Origin of the sequence: Haliscomenobacter sp. (assembly GCF_041740695.1) — a bacterium.
In the GTDB taxonomy this organism is placed as follows: domain Bacteria; phylum Bacteroidota; class Bacteroidia; order Chitinophagales; family Saprospiraceae; genus Haliscomenobacter.
Genome location: NZ_JBGSLK010000070.1, coordinates 24,112 through 41,996, shown reverse-complemented (window position 1 = coordinate 41,996; position 17,885 = coordinate 24,112). Strand labels below are relative to the sequence as shown.

Here is a 17,885-nt window from a genome sequence, read left to right as displayed (position 1 = left end):
TAAAAAAGCAATAACATTTTCTAAATTTTTTAACAATGGCAGAATAAATGAGTAAAACAGTGTTGTAAGTGCAGCGTTTTAATCCAGACTATTATTTGGGAATGTCGAGGTGAAGGTTAAATGAAATTTGGAAACTCAGATAATGCCGAATGTTATTGCATTTATTAAACGAAGCAACCTGAAAATTCGCTGCTTAAAGTAATTGGTTGTGGTTTGACTAAATGACAAATAGCCGACATTTCGTAGCCCCTTTTTGTAAATTCTGTCTTGCGTTTGAAATTTCGAGTTCTATTTTGCCCGCTTCAAGAAGCCCTCTAATGTCTTTGCGTCAGCGTTCTTCCCTATAATCTTACCACTTGGGCCTACCAAAATATTAAAGGGAATGCTGTCGATTTTGTAGACATTGACCGCTTGGCTCGCCCAGCCCTTCAAATCAGCTACCACGGGCCAGGGATATTGTTGGTTTTGCAGGATGGCATTCAACATCTCCGAGTCTTCGTCCAGTGAAAAGGCCAACATGTTGAAGCCAGTAGAATGGTATTTTTGGTATATCGCCTTCTTCTGCTCCAATTGAAGCAGGCAGCTGGGACAATAACTTGACCAAAATTCAAGCAAATAGTATCCCCCCTTCCATCGGGCAGGGCTGTGAACTTGACCCTTTTGGTCCACAAAACTGGCTGAGGGCAGGCTATCCCCGATTTCGTATTCTACCTCAAAAAGGGCTAAATAGTCTTTGGTCTTTTGGGTAAAGCTTCCCAATTGCGGGTGCTGCTTGAAACGTTTTTCCAGGCGCGTGATGAATGCTTTGTGCTCAGCTCGATCATTGCCAAAATCCAGTTGCTGGGTGATGAACAATGCAGCCAATGGGCTGGTAGTTGTATCCGCAAAGTGGAAATAGTTGTTCATCAGTTGTTGCCTCAATGCTACAGCGGAGGCCCGTAAAGAGGACTCATCGCCAATCTCATTGTTGATTTTATTGTTCACGATGGTCAAACTATCCTGAAGTGGGTTCTGGGCATGTTGTAGGTTTTGCAGCGCCAAAGAGCCGTTAGAACCAGTTGTGGTATACGCCCGAGGGTTGACACCATCAATGCTGGTTTGAATGCTCGCCACATCGGCGATAAAATACAAGGTGCTGCGCAAATTGGGGATGCTAAGTTGGTACAATGTTTCAGTCCATGGCACCTGATCCGTTAAGGTAAATTGGGCATCAAGCTGGGTATTTTGAAAAGAATCGACCAAAGCGGGGGCTTGATTGTCGGAAAGGCGGTACAAATAGAGGGTGCCGGGCTGGGCATTGCGCAGGGAAATCTGGAGTTGGAAGTTTTGAGGTATGGGTGTGCAGGAACAGACGAGGAGGAGAAGGAAAAAAGAACTCAATGCAAACCCAAAGAAGGTTTTAAGCCCCCTTGGGGGCGAAATATGGGTAGCCAACGGTGATTTTCGGAGTTTCCAAAGTCCCTTTAGGGACGCGATGTGGGTATCATGCCGCTCTGGATACCCACATTGCGTCCCTACGGGACTCGGGAAAACAGCTGCGCCATTGTTTTCTACCCATATCGCGCCCCTAGCGGGGCTCCCGTTGATCAACTTTTGCATGGTTTTGTGCTGAATGTATACTCTTGTATTGTTCACAATCCATTCACCTCATTCGTAAAAGCGACCAAGGTTTTTTCATCAATGGGTTTCTTAGAGGTCACCAATCTCACGATGAGGGCCTGGTGCTGGGGGAATAATTTGAGCAATTCATCGCGGGTCATTTTTTCAAAACCCTTCACTCCTATTTCTGCATCCACAAAATAGTATGCATGATCATTGCGATATTGAGTAGAGTAATCCCCGTTAAAATTGCGGGCGTAGTCATTCTTGTTGACAGGCAGAGCTTTCGAAGTACGCAATTTCAGGAGCGCAATCTTGCCGGAAGTGTTGCCGCCGATGAGTTGAAAAAATACTTTATTGGTTTTGTCAACAGCGATGCTTTTGACAAAACGCATGGAGTCCAGACCATTGACGATCACAAAGCGACGCACACTGTTGTTGTCGGCTACAATCATCACATCTTCATCATCTTTACGGAGGTAGAGTTCATTTCTTTCAAAGTCAAAATTGAAGGCGTAACCATCTTTGACCATTTCACTGCCCCGGGAAAGCGCCCAACCTTTGCCCCATTCTTCGAGCAAAAATCGGTCTTTACCACCAGCAGTTTTGAAGTTGGTTGCACTGGCTTTGGGATTGGTGGGGGAATTGGCGGCAATGATGAAGTCGCGGAAGGAACGTGCCTGGCCGAGCAGCAAATTGGGTATCCATAACAGTAGCACAAGGCCAAGGAGTTGAGTCAATTTCATGTCGGAAGATTTTTTTATTTAAACGTATAAATATAACATAAACCATACAAGTTTTAAAAAAAAAGCCCATTTGAACCAACTAAGGCTCAAATGGACTTTTTTTATGACTCAGTTTTAACTTAAAGTTTTTTCCAAGTCTCAAAAATTTCGCGAGAATACCCCGCCTGACCCGAAGATCCACCCGCATAACCATAGTGGAACTTAAAGGTTTTGGTGGCAGCATCATAGGTATTGGCAAACAATGCACTGGTAAATCCACCAGGACCTGGATAAGTACCATTGCCAAATGGGTTATCCAAGGTCATGAACCCCGCGGAAGGGGAAGCAGGGGTTGAACCCGCACTTTCCCAGCCAGTAACACTAGCTGCTATGTCAAAGCGGAAGCCCCAGCCACCTAGGTCACCAACCTGACCTTCGCTGCGGGTACCCGATACGGTAGACAGGTACTTGGTGGCACTAATGCCCCGTGGCGCACTGGGGTGATAGAAATATCCGGTCACATTGTAGTTGCCTTCGTAGATGTTTTTCACCAATACGGGGAAAACAATCTGGCGGAAGTTACTAGCCACAGTTTGACCTGATGCATCGGTGAGGCGGAAAGCAATCATGTTGCTTTTGGCCAGATCAATCTTATCAGCAAACAATTCAATTGGCACTTTAACCTCTTGCTGTCCGGCAGGAATAACCACGGACAAGGCAGGCAGTTTGTAGGCTGCCGCTGGCAGTTCCTCGTACTTGGTACCGAATTTGGTATTGTACGCCGCAATGATGCTAGGATCTTTGACAAAAGTCACCGTTACATCCTTGTCCAGTGGCTTGCTCCAAGACACCCGAGCATACAAGTCAACCGTTTGTGCGGTAGATTTGAAATCCAGCGCAATTGGGTTGACGGATTGTACCGCAGGGAAGTTGCCATTGGGAATCAGCACAACCGGCTTGATGGACGTGTCCGTATAATCGGTAATTGGTTCATCCTTCAAGCATCCGCTAAAACTGAATCCAACTAAGGCTATTAAAGCTATTTTAAAAATAGTTTTCATTCGTGTTGTATTTGAAAATTAAACAAAATCAATTCATCCACCAAACTTTGGAGTTGAACTGACTGATCGTTCCCACTGCGGTTACACTAGCCGTGTTCAGGTTGTACTCTACTTGTGGGTACAACAAACGAACAGGCAAAATAGGGCTGGTCCGTCCTGGGTTGATCGAAAGTGGAATGGTTGGCAAAGCACCGTTGCGGCGGTAGTCTGTCCAGGACTCCAATGGGTTACTGCCATTCATGGCCAGGTATTTTTGGTACAACACAACCTTAAGTTTGTCGGCAGCTTTTGCGTAGCTGACATTACCGTTTCCGTTGTCGTCTTGAGCAGTATACCATGCAGTGAAACTTGCATCAGCAGCAGCTTTACTCTTGTCTACATTCAACCAGCGGAAAGATTCTTGTACGGCTGCTTTGTAGGCTGCTTCTTTGTCGCCAGGCAACCAGCCTCTCTCTATGGCTTCAGCTTGTAGGAACATGGATTCCACCGAAGTAAGGATCCAAGCAGCTTGGTCAAAACCTTTCACCAAACCAAAAGAGCCGGCTGTAACGGGTCCTGCAGCAGCAATACCTCCTACCTGAGATACAAAGTTGGCAATCTGATAAGGATAAGTTGAGTTGTCGATCGGACGGCCGTATTCATTGCCCCGGTATTGTGCTGGCGCTTCAGTTCTGAAAGGCTCAGCACCGTTGGCAGGAAAAGCATTGACGGTTGGCTTGTAGAAATAACCAATCCGCGGGTCACCATCTGCTTTCAGGAATCCAATAGCCGTTTTGTTGCCTCTCCAGAAGTCAGTAGCCTGGTTGCCTGCAGTGTTGAAGCCGTAGGAAGCGTAATAAGCGTTGGCTTTGTCCTGAGTATACGCTGGTTTTGCAGCAGCGTCTTCTCCAGTTCCCAAAAAGCCACCACCATTGGCTACAATTTTGGCAATTTCGGCAGTGATGTAAGCTGCGCGGTCCGCTCTGGCTGATTGGTGCATCAGGTGTCGCAATTTCAGAGTATTGGCAAATTTAATCCATTTGGCCCCATCCCCTTTAAAGATGATGTCCCGGAAACGAGCATCGGCATTGATTGTATTGTTTGCAACCGCAGCTTTAAACAGAATAACCGCACTATCCAACTGTTTCGCTGATTCTTCATAAATCAACTTTCCATCGTCGTATTTTGGGCGGATGAATTCCAGCCCCTTCATTGCTTCGGTGTAAGGCACTTTGTCATAGAGGTCTACCAACTGAACAAAGTTATGCGCCTTCATGGTCTTGGCAATGGCTACGTAAAAGTTTTCACCCGCAACACGCGCTCTCAATTCAGCGAATTCGTAATCGTAGGTATTGTCATTGATACCGCCGAAAAGGCCTGCTCCAAAGTTGGTGGTGATGTTGTAAGATTGTTCTTCCCCGTTAGGTGAGTAGTTGGCACCAGGTGCCCAGTAACCCAACCAGTTGTTCAAAAAGCCAAAACCAGTACCTACCCGGTTGGCGGTATTGAGCATAGCTTGTGGAAGAATCACCGCCGCAGTCATGTTGCTCTCCACAGCGCGGTTGGGGTCACTGTTCACATCCAGGTAGTCTTCCGAGCAACTGGCTAGAACGGTGACAAAAAATGTTAAGATGAAAATTTTGATATAATGTTGCATAAGTTTCGACATTAGTGATTAGAAAGTCAGGTTTACATTGAATCCCATGATTCTGGTTGGAGGCGTCTGACCAACACTGGTGAAACCAATAGCGTTTCCAGTAGTATTGGCGAATTCAGGATCCGTCCACTGGTTGGTTTTTGGACGCAGCATCAGCAAGTTTCTACCTACCAATGAAACGGTTGCTCTTGAGATGAATTTGCCACCACCCAACAATTTCTTTGGCACGGAATAAGTCAAAGCTACTTCACGCAACTTCCAGAATGCAGCCGAGCTGTAGTAGTTCGTTTGGGTATTGCGGAAACGACCATCCTGAAGGAATGCATAGTGTGCATTGTTCACCGCGATGTCCGTGTTTTCTACATAAGTGGTACCACCATCGGTAGAGTAAACCGAGTTGGGGAATACAAACCGTTGACGACCATTGGTTCCACTCAGTGCGGTGATACCTGTAAAGTCGGTACTACGGCCAATGTCATTGAAGATGTAGTTGCCACCACGGTATTCTGCTACCACCCGCAGGTTGAAGTCTTTAAAGGTCAAATCCGTATTGAGCCCAAAGATGTGATTCGGGTTGGTGTTGCCAAAAATTTTACTAGTAGTAGCCTGCTTAGGATATCCACTGACTGGATCGACAATAACTTTGCCATCAGGAGTACGCTCCCAATCCACCAATTTGTGGGTATAGGCTGGGTATCCTTTGATGACATAAGAAGTGTTGCCCACCAACAATTCGTTCAAACCCTCATAAATAGAGATGACTTCTGAAGTATTGTAGGTATAGTTGGCCGACATTTCCCAACGGAAACCACCTGCTTCGATCAAAGGCAACAATTTCAGGTCAATTTCCAAACCACGGTTGTTGAATTCAGCCGCGTTCAACAAAGCAGAAGTGTAGCCCGTTGAAGAAGAAATTTGGATTGGAACAACCTGGTCGTTGTTGTTTTGAAAGTAGTAAGCGATGTCGAACAGTACCTTGTTTTTGAACAAACCAAATTCAGCACCAACCTCAGTAGATTTTACTACCTCAGGGCGAATGTTGGGGTTGTTGATTCTATCCTCAGCCGAAAATCCAGCCAGGGTACCAAATGGGAAACCACCAGCTTGGGAAAAAATCGACTCCAGTGAATAAACGTCTAGGTTTACGTTTCCTGTTCTGGCGTACGCCCCTTTCAATTTGATGGAGTTGATGACTGGACCATCGCCCAAGCCTTCAAACAAGTCCGTCAAAATCACCGAAGCACTCACCCCCGGATAAAAATAAGAGCGGTTTTCGGCAGGCAAACGGCTATCCCAGTCGTTGCGACCTGTGAATTCAATGAACGCCCAATCGTCGTAGCCAAAAGCCACACTTCCGAATACGGAATTCAATCTGCTTTCAGAGAAAGAAGAAGAAGCACCTGGTTCTCCCGTACGGTTGGCCACGTTGAACAAAGTAGGAATGACCAGGTTACCACCGGATACCGATGTATTCTTGGCTGAAGTTTGGCGGATCAAATTACCCAACAAACCTTTGATGTTCAGCTTACCCACAGTGTTGTCGGTGGTCAGGATCAATTCGTTGTTCAAACGGTTCCCAAAACCATTAAAATCCGACAATGAGGCTGTACGCCCCCCACCTGAAGCAAAAGAACGGTGGCTGATGGCAAAGTCAGTATAGTTGACCCTGCGGCTGATGGCATGGTTAACTGCCGAAGTGAGGGTATACCCCATCCGGTTGGTGATGCTCATCCACTTGGTTGGCTTCAAAGTCAAGGCAACGTTGCCGAAGAACTCATCTGATCTGCTATCCACGCGGTCGTTGTAGATGGTTTCGTAAGGGTTCGAGAAGTAGTCGTTGTAATAATTATTGCGGTTGGACCAATAATCATTTTGGAAATCCTTGTAGCGGGTAATTGGAATTTGTCCCGGTGCCTGGAATACCTGATCGTAGATGGTTCCCGTACGTGGTGTCAAATTCGAATTCTTCTGCGTGTAGCCAAAGTTCATGGATGCGTTGAAAATACCCAGGGTTTTCCCGGCATTCAAACGCACGGTGGTACGGTCGCCAACATCACTAGGCATGATGCCTTTGATTTGTACATTTTGTACCGACAAGAAGAAGTTCGACTTATCATCGCCACTGCTTACCGAAACATCGTTTTGGATGTTCACCCCGGTGTTGAAAAAATTCCTTTTTTCATCGGGCAGGTAAGAATAAGGCAAAGTTTGTGTTTGGCCGTCTTCGGTTTCTTGACCTACGTTGCGGATGGATCCATCAAATGCATCGCCCCAAGACTGGTTTTCGATTGGATCATAAATCCCATCTCCGAAGGAGTTGAATGAAGAACCAGAACCGAAGCGCGTTTGCATGTCCATGAAGACAGAGATGTCTTCAAACAAGGTCGTGTTGCCTACCGTGATCTGTGGTTTGCCACCGACAGTTCCTTTTTTGGTATTGACCACGATTACCCCGTTCACCCCTTCTGGGCCGTACAGCGCTGCTGCGTTGGCACCTTTCAGTACGTTGACGCTCTGCACGTCATTGGGGTTGATGGAGTTGATGAAGCTCAGGGCTACTGGTGTACCATCCACAACCAAGAGGGCCTGGTTGTTACCGAGCAAGGAGCGAATACCCCGGAGTACAATCCGAGTGTCTGCATTCACACCGTTGTTGACGGTAGATACATTAAGCCCGGATACTTTACCTACCAAACCATTTTGGAGGTTAGTCACCTTACCTTGGGTAATGTCGTCACCCGCAATGCGCGCAACCGAATAACCCAACTCTTTAGGCTGTTTTGAAATACCCAGAGCCGTGATGACTACTTCATTCAAGATCGAACCTTCTTCCAATTGTACATCAATGGTCGAAAGATTACCCACTTCAATTTCCTTGCTGGTAAAGCCGGTGTAGCTGATGGAGATGACTTCTGCTCCGGCGGGTAGGGCTAATGAGAAGCTACCGTTTACATCGGACACTGTACCGATGGTCGTCTTCAACACAAAAATGTTGGCTCCGATGAGCGCTTCGCCTTTTGTGTCGGTTACTTTACCTGTGATGGTTCGCTGGGCTATTGAAGTAACAATAGCAGCAAATACCAGCACAAGTGCTAGTAAGTGTTTTTTCATACAAATTCGATTTTACTTGTTTTGTTAAACCAATCCTTAGCCAAAATTAGGCTATTGTTTACGATTGCACTAACATTTTGTCAAGTTTTTAAAAATTGTTCGCAGGAATGGGGAAAAAAATCGCAATTCAAATGACAAAAAACACCTAAAATAACAAAGGCTGACCCAATATAATTGGATCAGCCTTCGAGTATGCTGAATAAAATAACGCAATCAGAAGAATTACTTCAGCTTGATTTGCTCTGTCACGATGCAATATTATCTAGAACCAACATACTTCATTTTCCAATCAAATACAACCCGTACGTGGGGAGGTGCAGGAATAGATGACGGTTGGATCATAAAAAATTTCACTTCCAAACTTTTTGTAGCTGGATCATATTGATTCACTCCACTTGGATCCAGTTCGGCAGATCGAGTATTACCAGCAGGTTGTCCAAAAAAGTTTGTCACCTTGATCACTTTGTTGGTGGCTGGGTCAAGTTCAAATATTGGGCTAAAGGAACCATAATAGGAGGTTGAACCTGAGCTTAGGATGCCAATCCCCCTGCCAGCAGGTAAGCCTAGTTCAACGTCATTTCCTTCTACTGTACCTGGGCCTAAAGTAATTAAGGCATACTTCACTGGAAACAGACCGGTAAGCGCTGCACTGGCATTGTCAACCATTGTGCCCGTAACCTCATATATTCCATCATATTGGTTTTTGGCTACGATGTTGAACACCGCAGAGCCCTGGCCATTGCGCACTTTGTGCCCGCTGGCATCCACCACACTTACGGCAATACCGTAACGTTTGGTCAGGTCCAATTTGGTTGGATCCAATTTGATGTTGATGGATTTGGCAAACTCACCAGCACCCAGGGTAAATTCCAGTGCATCGGTGGTGTACAAGCTGGCGGGTAGTTCCTCCATGGCCTCAGCCGGGTGCGCAGCGTTGAATGCATCCAAAGCCGCTTTGTCGATTTTCATTTTGATGCCTAAGCTACTTCCTAAGGAGCTTTCAGAATTGGCATCGCGCAGCAAATCCAACAAACGGAGCGTTTTTACACCTGGAACTACATCCAAAGCGACCAAATTAAGGTCATTGACCCCTTCTGGAATGCGTACAAAGTTGTCCCCCTTGCCTTCAATGGGGTTCACAACCTCATCCTCACAGCCCAGGAAGCTCAGTGCGCCGCCGAGAAGCATTAGAGGGATATATTTAAAAATTTTCATACTTGATCCTTTTTAAGCGTTTGGAAAACACTTTTAAATTTATCGAGGGCACCCGCGAGGGGTGCCCCAACAGGCAACCACACAGGGTTGCCACTACTTATCCCACCAAACTTTGGCGTCCTGGGTATCCCCTCCGGTCAAACGACCAACAGCAGCAGTATAGGCAGCACCGTTGAAGTTTGGCTCGGTAGATGGATAGGCATAACGCACTGGAATCTGTTTGCTGGAATTGGTCGCATAGATGGTAGGTACCAGCGCAGGATAACCCGTTCTGCGCCACTCGGACCAACCTTGAGATCCGTTGGGATAAAACGACAACCAACGCTGCAGACCAATTTTGGCGGCAACATTACCTGAGGCAAGGGTAACCCCCCCAGATTGCATGTACGCGTCAAATTCAGCTTGATTGAATACACCCCACTCCTGCCAGCTCGCTTTGATGCCCGCTGCATACATAGCAGAAGCACTTTCAGAAGTCCAACCCAGTTGGGCCGCTTCCGCACGAGCCAAATAAACCTGGCCAGCTGAAAGGATCACCTGTGGGGAGTTTTGATTGCGCATTGGAGCATCCAAAATAAAGGAAAAATCAGGGTTCTTGTTGGTATAAGCAATCGCCAAATCACGCGTCAATCCGTAAGTCATCGGCACAATTTCACCTTTGTTGTTGGGTGTACCGAACTTCATCAGGCGCGGATCATCCAATGGAGACATTGCATTGACTAGGATATCGCTGATCGCCCAGTCTTTGCGGCCATCGTAAACGTTGAACCAAGTGTTTTTGAATGCACCTCCTGGCCAGGTCATCACCGCATTGTCGTCATTGGATTCAATTACCCCTGCTGCAATAGCGCTCGCTGCCTCCGCTTTGCCCAAAGTGGCGTCAGCCTTGGAGATGCGCAGGGCCATGATCAGGCGAATCGAGTTGGCGAATTTTTTCCACTTCGCAATGTTGCCATTGTACAGGATGTCACCTTTGGCAGCCAAACCGCCATCAAATTGAGCAACCGCCTCTTTCAATTCCTTGAACAAGTCTTTGTAGATGTCGGCCTGGCTGTCGTATGCAACCTGACCGTCACCTTTCAACGCACCAGAGTAAGGAATATCGCCATAATTGTCGGTCAAACACCAGAAACGATAAGCCTTCACAATGCGTGCAACCGCCAATTGGTTGGCGTTCGAACCGTTAACAGCAACTACCGGTGCAGTAGCTGGATCGGTGTTGTTGTTGATCAGGTTTTGCAAATCGTACAAAGCACCGGCATACACCCCATCCCAAGCAGGGTTAGCGAAAGTATATAAGGTAGCTTCAGTATACTGGGTGGAGGCTGCGTACTGGGCATAAGCACCAGCGGTAAGATCGCTGAGGGTACCACCATTAAAGGTACCAATCATGGCATTGGTCAACAACGCCGAGGTGATTGGAATCGTCGTGGCGTTGGGGCTGACGTTGGTATCTCCGAAGTCGGTAATGTCACAACTGCTTGCTACAAACAAAGCAGTGAGCAATACCAAAGCGGATTTATTGAACATGAATCTCTTCATTGTTATTTGTTTTAGAAGCCTAAAGAAATGTTGAACCCAAAGGAACGTGTGCCTGGGAACTGACCGTTTTCGCCATAAGAGTCAGAAATCTCGGATGGATCAAAGTCGCGGTTCTTGGCGTAGATCAACCATGGGTTACGTGCTACCAATGAAACGGTAGCATTCTGAACATATTTGCTCAAACCCATCTTTTTCACGGGCAAACTGTAGCCCAAGCTCACTTCGCGCAGTTTAATGAAGGTCAGGTCGTACACATTGGTTTCGGCGATGTTGCGGCTACGGAACTGGTGCCAGTAAGTCTGGGCATCGATGTAGGCATCAAATGGCGTACCGTCGGCATTTACGGCTTGTACGTGTACACCACCACCATCAGCAACTGGATCGCGAGAAGGATTTCCTTTGTCGTTCAGTTCAGCAGTGCGTTCAAGCAAACCAGAGAATGTGCCCCAATGGTCAGACAAAGAGAAGTACTTGCCCCCTTTAGAGAAGTCGATGTTGAAGTTCAACTGGAAATTTTTGTACGCAATGGTATTCAAAAAACCACCAGTGAAATCAGGCAAAACCGTACCAAAATAAGAATTCGGTTCAGCGACGAACTGCCCACTCGCGTCTACGACATTTTTGCCATCAATTTTTTTGATGCCGCCACCGCGAATTTGCCCCCATTGTTCACCCACTACGTGTACCAAACGTGCACCAGAAGAAGTACCAAAAGTACCGGTAGCAGCAATGAATGCATCGACGCCCTCCACCAATTCAACAATTTGGGTCGTGTTCCTAGCAAAGTTCAGGTTCATGTCCCAGCTGAAATCCTTGGTTGCAATCGGTTTTGCTTCCAATTGAATTTCTACCCCGCTGCGGTCAATCTGACCAGCGTTGATTTTTTTGGTAGTAAAGCCACTCGCACCGGCTACTGAAACGGATAGGATTTCATTGGTTTTGGATTCATCGTAGTAGGTTACACTCAAACCCAGGCGGTTTTTGGCAAAACGCAGGTCAACCCCAAATTCAATGGCCGAAGACAGTGAAGGTTGGATGTTGGGGTCTACCAATTCGTTGGGTGTACCCATCAGGATGTTGCCATTGTATTGGTCTGCACCCAGGCCATAAGTCAGGGCCAACTGGTAGGCATCCAAATCAGAACCTACCTGGGCCCAGCTACCACGGATTTTACCGAAGCTCAGGAAAGGCAGTGAATTTTTGGTCAATTCGCTGAATACAAAGCTACCACCGATCGATGGATAGAGGTAAGAGTTGTTTTCAACAGGTAGTGCAGAACTCCAATCGTTGCGTACCGACCAGTCGACGAAGAACATGTCTTTCAACCCAAAGGATCCACGCGCGTACAAGCTGCGTACTTCTTTGTTGGAACGGAAGTTACCAAAATTGAAAGGCTGCTTGATGGAGTTACCCAACGTAAAGAGGTCTGGTACACTCAAGCCGTCCTGAGTAGCACCCGTAAAGTTTTTAGCCGTTTCTTTGCGGATGTTGCCCCCTGCGTTGATTTCAACCGAGAGTAAGTCGCCAATCCGGTCAGCATAAACGGCCAGCAATTCGTAGTTGTCTTCGCGGAAGAAAGTCTGACCCGTCTCGTAGAAGGCTCTGAATCCCGTCTGCGTGGCACTGTTTTGCAGGATAGCCGGGCCTTTGTTTTCATAGAATGAATTCACCTGGTTGCGGCGTACAAAACCAGAAACCCGGAACTTGTCGTTCAGCTTGTAGGTCAGGTTGACGTCGCCAAACAAACGCTCGCGGTTGTTTTGCCGATCCAGTTGCTCAAAGTAGCTGTAAAAGTTGTACCAGTAGTTGGCGCCATAAAAATTCAGCGGAGAACTCAGGTAAGAACCTGGGTTGTTGTGGTTCCAGGAAGCCAAGATGCCTTGAGGTGAACGCAAGTTGCTGTATTCCTTGATTTTACCCATATCCAGGTGGCGGTGAAACCAGGAGTTGAAGGAACCCGTACTGTTGTTGGAATACCCATCTGAAAATTCACCTTTTACCTGAGTCGTGGTAAAGTTGATGTTGGCACCTACTTCAAAGTGTTTGCTCAGGTTGAGGGTATTCTGAGTAGACAAAGTGTATTTGTCCAAACCAGAGTTGGGCAACAAACCTTTGGTATTTTGTTTGGTCAAGGATAACCGGGTAGAATACCCATCACCAGCTTTGGTGAAGTTCAGGTTCGTGTTGGTACTTACTCCGGTGTTGTAATAGTCGCGGATGTTGTTGGGCTGAGGCGTCAATTTAGCCGTTTCGCCAAAAACAGGTGTGCCTACGTACCAGGAATACCAGGGAATGTACTCCTGACCAGCCATCCGTGGACCCCAGCTGGCGTCGTCAGAATAGTCGTGATGGTACTTGCCTTCGAAAGTTTTCCATTCTTCAGGCATCCCCTCTTCCCAGGAGAACTTGATCAGATCGGCGGAACCACCACCAGCATACGAGTTCTGGTATTTGGGTAGGATGTACACCTTGTCCAGGAAAGTACTTTGGTTGAATTGGATGCCAATACCTGGGCGTTTGGTAGCTTTTTTGGTCGTTACCACGATTACCCCGGCATCACCCCGCTGACCGTAGATGGCCGTAGCGTTTGGTCCTTTCAACACGGTCAAAGTCTCAATATCGTCCATGTTGAAGTCGATCGAGTTCGAAGGTGTTCCATCGATGACGTAAAGTGGTGCCTTGTCATTCAAGGAACCCGCCCCACGAATGCGAATGGTGGAGTTACGGTCTAGTGCTACGGTAGATTGTCCCCGCAACTGCACACCAGCTACTTTCCCGGCCAGGGCGTTGTTGAGGTTGGTCTGACGGATCACGTTCAGGTCTTCTGCTTTTACCGTTTGTACGGCATAAGGCACTGATTTTTCTGAACGTTTGATCCCCAAACCGGTAATCACCGTTTCTTCGAGGGTAATCCCTGCTTCGAGGGTTACATCTACCGCATTAGAACTGCCGAGTGTGACTTCTTGAGTATTGTACCCGGTGTAACTAACAACAAGAATGGAAGCGTTGGCGGGAACGGAAAGGCTGTATGTTCCATCGATGTCGGTAACGGTACCGCTAGTAGTACCTTTTGCAAGGATGCTGGCGCCAATGAGGGCTTCTCCTTGCTTGTCGATCACTTTACCAGTAACAGTTCGTTGTGCCCATGTAGCTACACATGCGAACAGAACCAGCACAAGTGCTAGTAAGTGTTTTTTCATACTATCGCTGTTTTACATTAAAAAAAATGAAATATCTTTTCACCAGTCGGCGACAAAAAGATGCTGAATAATACAGCTTGCTACCCGATTTTTGATAATTTAAGGTCAAATAATTCAAAAATTGTCAATTATTAGCCAAGTTTGGCCATTTTTTTTGCAAGCCTACCATTTTTTCCGTAGAAAAACACTTTCGTAAAAGGATATTTTTTTTCATATAAGATAATTAAATCAATTGCCGCACATACATCTGGATGGTATTTTGGAGTCCGAAGTACATCGCATCACAAACCAGGGCATGACCAATCGATACCTCTTGTAAACCGTGCACTTCGTTCTTGTAATAATTAAGGTTTTGGAGGTTCAAATCATGTCCAGCATTGACGCCCAAACCCAGGTTTACGGCCAGTTGGGCACATTGTACATGTTTTTTAACGGCTTCGGCGGGGTTTTTCGAAAAATCTTTGGCGTAATGTCCGGTATAAAATTCGATGCGATCGGCACCTACGGCTTTGGCACCTTCTACCAATCGCTCATCTGCGTCCACAAAAATAGATACCCGGATACCTGCTGCTTGCAATTGAGCGACTACATCCTGCAAAAAATCGTGGTATTTCGTGGTATCCCAGCCCTGATCGGAGGTAAGCGCTTGCGGGCCATCGGGCACCAGCGTGGCTTGATGGGGTTGAACCTGGATGACTTCCCGCATAAACCGCGCATCAGGGTTCCCTTCGATGTTAAATTCGGTAGTCACGACGTCCTTAAGTAGAGGTAAGTCGTCAAAACGCACGTGTCGTTCATCAGGGCGGGGGTGTACCGTGATCCCCTGGGCACCAAACGCCTCACAATCTCTGGCAATCTGGGTGAGATCGGGTTGATTGGAGCCTCTGGAGTTGCGGATGAGCGCAATTTTATTGATGTTGACACTTAGACGTACGGTTGCCATTGCTGTAGTTTTGAGGAGTTGAGAAGTACCTTTAAGCATCGACAAAGCATGAATTTTATTTTACGCAGCTTCGCTGCATGGTTTTAAACACGACGACACAACGAAACAACGACACGACGATAGCTACCGCTCCAACCCAACGCCAAGCGTTGGGACACTCAGCGCGCAGCGCTGAGGACGTCGTGTCGTCGTACCGTTGTGTCGTCGTGTTTAAAAGATTCGGCGAAGCTGAATCCAATTATTTCGTAGCGTTTATTCCTAAACGACGTTTAACGGTAGTTCTCGACTGGTTTCCCGCAAAGCTCGATATTTTTTCCCCGATTGATCAAGGACTTTACGTAATTTTACCAAAAAAATACATGGATTACCCACTCCCGGATTCAGAATCGCCCGCCAAAAGCCAGGAGGCATCCCCCTGGATTGTTCTACTTTGCCTGGTTGCTTTTATGCTCGTTGGCTTGATCCTTGGATCGATGCTCATCAATGCCCTGCTGCTTGCCCAGGGATTGGACGGATTATCCTTCTTAGGCAATATGAAGGAAGACGCCAGTTTGCAACAACGCAATTTGGCGCGCTGGGCCAATCTTTTTCCGCACTTGTTTGCTTTTACGGGTGGGGCCCTGGCGGTTGCACTAATTTTTTTCAGGCGTTCCTGGTTACAAAAACTACAATTGCGGCATTGGCCCAACTGGATGTTTATAGCTGCAGGGGTTTTATTTGTGCTAGCCATTTTCCCCGTTGCCCAAACCAGCTATTGGCTCAATCAGCAATTGCCACTGCCCATGTGGATGAAAGACATGGAAAAAAGCGCCAACGAGTTGGTTAAAGTATTGCTCCACATGGATAGCCCTGCGGAGTTATTGCTCAATTTGCTCACCGTGGGGGTTGTGGCAGCGCTGGGAGAAGAATTGGTTTTCAGAGGGATTGTGCAGCAACAAATGAACAAAGTTTTTAAAAACCCTATTCTTAGCATTTGGATCACCGCCATCATTTTTAGTGCCATCCATATGCAGTTCGTAGGTTTTTTGCCACGTATGATTTTAGGGGCTGGTTTGGGGTACTTGTTTTACTGGTCGCGCAGTTTGTGGTTGCCGATCCTGGTTCATTTTTTGTTCAACAGTTTACAAGTGGTAGCTTATTATTTTTTGGGAGAAAAAGCGGAGCAATTTTCGCCCGATCAAGCCATCGACAGTCCCAATTGGTTGGGGGGCACCTTGGGCTTAGTCATATTGATCGTAGTAGGCTATTATATGAGCCGTTTACATAAACAGCAAAATAGCTAAAAACCAAAAAACAATATGGGAGGTCTTCGACTGAGGGTAATCACCGCCGTATTTTTTGTATTAATTATGTTGGGAGGGGTATTTGGAGGTAAGATTCCCTTTTTGCTACTTTTTGGCGTCATTACGGGCATGTGCTTGTGGGAGTTTACAGGATTAACTTTTTCGGAAGACAATCGCCAGGACTTGATCCGTCGATCTATCGCCGTGTTTTTAGGATTGCTTCCCTACGCCTGGCTCAGTGCAATCAATCTGGGCTTTATTCCCGATGATTGCTGGCTACCGATGATGCTAACCTTTTTTCCTTTGTTGTTTTTACCCTTTGTTTTCGAATTGTCTCAAGGCAATACCCAGGCTTTTCAACAGGTTGGGTTCATCTTTCTGACCATTATATATATAGGTGTACCTTTTGCCCTTTTGAATGCCATCGCGTTCATCGGTTCAAATTTTTCTTTCCATATTCCACTTGGTCTCATGCTGATGACCTGGACGAGTGATACCAGTGCTTATCTGGTTGGATCAAAATTGGGTAAAACGCTCCTCTTTCCCAAAATATCGCCAAAAAAAACCTGGGAAGGCTCCCTCGGTGCAGCTTTTTTCACCTTGATTGTGGCTTGGGGTTTGTGGCGGCTGTTCCCAGAACTCGGTTTCCAGCATTGGTTGGTCTTGGGCATTATCGTGATTGTTTTTGGTTCAATTGGAGACTTGGTTGAATCCAGCTTCAAAAGAGGCATCAACATCAAAGATACCAGTGCTCTTTTGCCGGGGCATGGGGGCTTTTTGGATCGTTTTGACGGGTTTATGTTTCAGTTGCCTTTTTCGGCAGCCTATCTGTTTTGGATAATAAATTGACTAAAAAATGATACGCATTCACCGCGAAGGTTACCTCATCATTCTCATCGCCACACTTTTGCTTGCTGGGATTAATATTCTGTGTGCCCTGTTTTTGCCGATTCTCCAACCCTGGTTGGGTCTACTCAGTGTGGGCTTCTGGGGTTTGATTGTACAGTTTTTCCGCAATCCAAAACGGGTTGTCCCAACGATGGGTGAAGGCATCATTTATGCCCCCGCCGATGGGCAAGTCGTGGTCATTGAGGAAGCGGAAGAAACAGAGTATTTCAAGGAAAAAAGATTGCAGGTTTCGATTTTTATGTCGCCACTCAATGTACATGTAAACCGTGCAGCGATTGGTGGCACCGTACAATACGCAGAGTACCATCCCGGTAAGTACCTGGTGGCCTGGCACCCCAAGTCTTCTACCGAAAATGAACGCACTACGGTAGTAATCAAAAATGCCAAAGTGGAAATTTTGCTGCGTCAAATCGCAGGGGCAGTAGCGCGACGGATTCGTTATTATGTGAAGCCCGGACAAACCCTGGAGCAGGGTCAGGAATTTGGGTTCATCAAATTTGGGTCGCGGGTGGATTTGTTTTTGCCACTCGATGCTGAGGTAAAGGTGAGCATTGGGCAAAAAGTGAAGGGGAATGTGGATGTGATTGCGGTGTGTTAATCTGAGGTGAATCTAAGGTTTCTAAAGTTTCTTAGGTGGTAAAAAAAGAAAAGAACCTGCGCA

12 protein-coding genes are annotated in these 17,885 nt (G+C 46.7%); 3 read left to right on the top strand and 9 right to left on the bottom strand.

Going from position 1 to position 17,885, the window contains the following annotated elements; genetic code table 11:
- Positions 1-288 precede the first annotated feature (288 nt).
- The 9 genes from ACEW9O_RS14750 to ACEW9O_RS14710 all read right to left on the bottom strand — a co-directional run bounded on the left by ACEW9O_RS14750 (position 289) and on the right by ACEW9O_RS14710 (position 15,032).
- Positions 289-1,599 (bottom strand): TlpA family protein disulfide reductase, encoded by a 1,311-nt coding sequence (locus ACEW9O_RS14750; RefSeq protein WP_373550941.1) that lies wholly within the window; start codon positions 1,597-1,599, stop codon positions 289-291.
- A 32-nt stretch (positions 1,600-1,631) separates the two neighbouring features.
- Entirely contained in the window at positions 1,632-2,345 is a 714-nt protein-coding gene (locus tag ACEW9O_RS14745; protein ID WP_373550940.1) for a hypothetical protein, read from the bottom strand.
- 119 nt (positions 2,346-2,464) lie between these two features.
- Positions 2,465-3,385, bottom strand: coding sequence for a DUF1735 domain-containing protein (locus ACEW9O_RS14740; RefSeq protein ID WP_373550939.1), 921 nt, complete (start codon positions 3,383-3,385; stop codon positions 2,465-2,467).
- Between the two features lie 28 nt (positions 3,386-3,413).
- Positions 3,414-5,021 carry a SusD/RagB family nutrient-binding outer membrane lipoprotein gene (locus ACEW9O_RS14735; RefSeq protein ID WP_373550938.1) on the bottom strand — a complete coding sequence of 536 codons (1,608 nt, stop codon included), beginning with the start codon at positions 5,019-5,021 and terminating at the stop codon, positions 3,414-3,416.
- Positions 5,022-5,039: 18 nt separating this feature from the next.
- Complete coding sequence (locus ACEW9O_RS14730; protein ID WP_373550937.1) at positions 5,040-8,132, bottom strand: SusC/RagA family TonB-linked outer membrane protein; 3,093 nt, start codon at positions 8,130-8,132, stop codon at positions 5,040-5,042.
- A 258-nt stretch (positions 8,133-8,390) separates the two neighbouring features.
- Positions 8,391-9,347 carry a DUF1735 domain-containing protein gene (locus ACEW9O_RS14725; protein ID WP_373550936.1) on the bottom strand — a complete coding sequence of 319 codons (957 nt, stop codon included), beginning with the start codon at positions 9,345-9,347 and terminating at the stop codon, positions 8,391-8,393.
- 93 nt (positions 9,348-9,440) lie between these two features.
- Positions 9,441-10,889 carry a SusD/RagB family nutrient-binding outer membrane lipoprotein gene (locus ACEW9O_RS14720; RefSeq protein WP_373550935.1) on the bottom strand — a complete coding sequence of 483 codons (1,449 nt, stop codon included), beginning with the start codon at positions 10,887-10,889 and terminating at the stop codon, positions 9,441-9,443.
- An 11-nt stretch (positions 10,890-10,900) separates the two neighbouring features.
- Positions 10,901-14,089, bottom strand: a complete 3,189-nt coding sequence (locus ACEW9O_RS14715; protein ID WP_373550934.1) for a SusC/RagA family TonB-linked outer membrane protein — start codon at positions 14,087-14,089, stop codon at positions 10,901-10,903.
- 223 nt (positions 14,090-14,312) lie between these two features.
- Positions 14,313-15,032, bottom strand: a complete 720-nt coding sequence (locus ACEW9O_RS14710; RefSeq protein ID WP_373550933.1) for a pyridoxine 5'-phosphate synthase — start codon at positions 15,030-15,032, stop codon at positions 14,313-14,315.
- Between the two features lie 359 nt (positions 15,033-15,391).
- Here ACEW9O_RS14710 and ACEW9O_RS14705 point away from each other — a divergent pair, with 359 nt between their 5' ends.
- The 3 genes from ACEW9O_RS14705 to ACEW9O_RS14695 are packed head-to-tail and all read left to right on the top strand — an operon-like array spanning position 15,392 to position 17,822.
- Entirely contained in the window at positions 15,392-16,315 is a 924-nt protein-coding gene (locus tag ACEW9O_RS14705; protein ID WP_373550932.1) for a lysostaphin resistance A-like protein, read from the top strand.
- Positions 16,316-16,330: 15 nt separating this feature from the next.
- Positions 16,331-17,164, top strand: a complete 834-nt coding sequence (locus ACEW9O_RS14700) for a phosphatidate cytidylyltransferase (protein ID WP_373550931.1) — start codon at positions 16,331-16,333, stop codon at positions 17,162-17,164.
- A 10-nt stretch (positions 17,165-17,174) separates the two neighbouring features.
- Positions 17,175-17,822 carry a phosphatidylserine decarboxylase family protein gene (locus tag ACEW9O_RS14695; RefSeq protein WP_373550958.1) on the top strand — a complete coding sequence of 216 codons (648 nt, stop codon included), beginning with the start codon at positions 17,175-17,177 and terminating at the stop codon, positions 17,820-17,822.
- Positions 17,823-17,885: the final 63 nt, after the last annotated feature.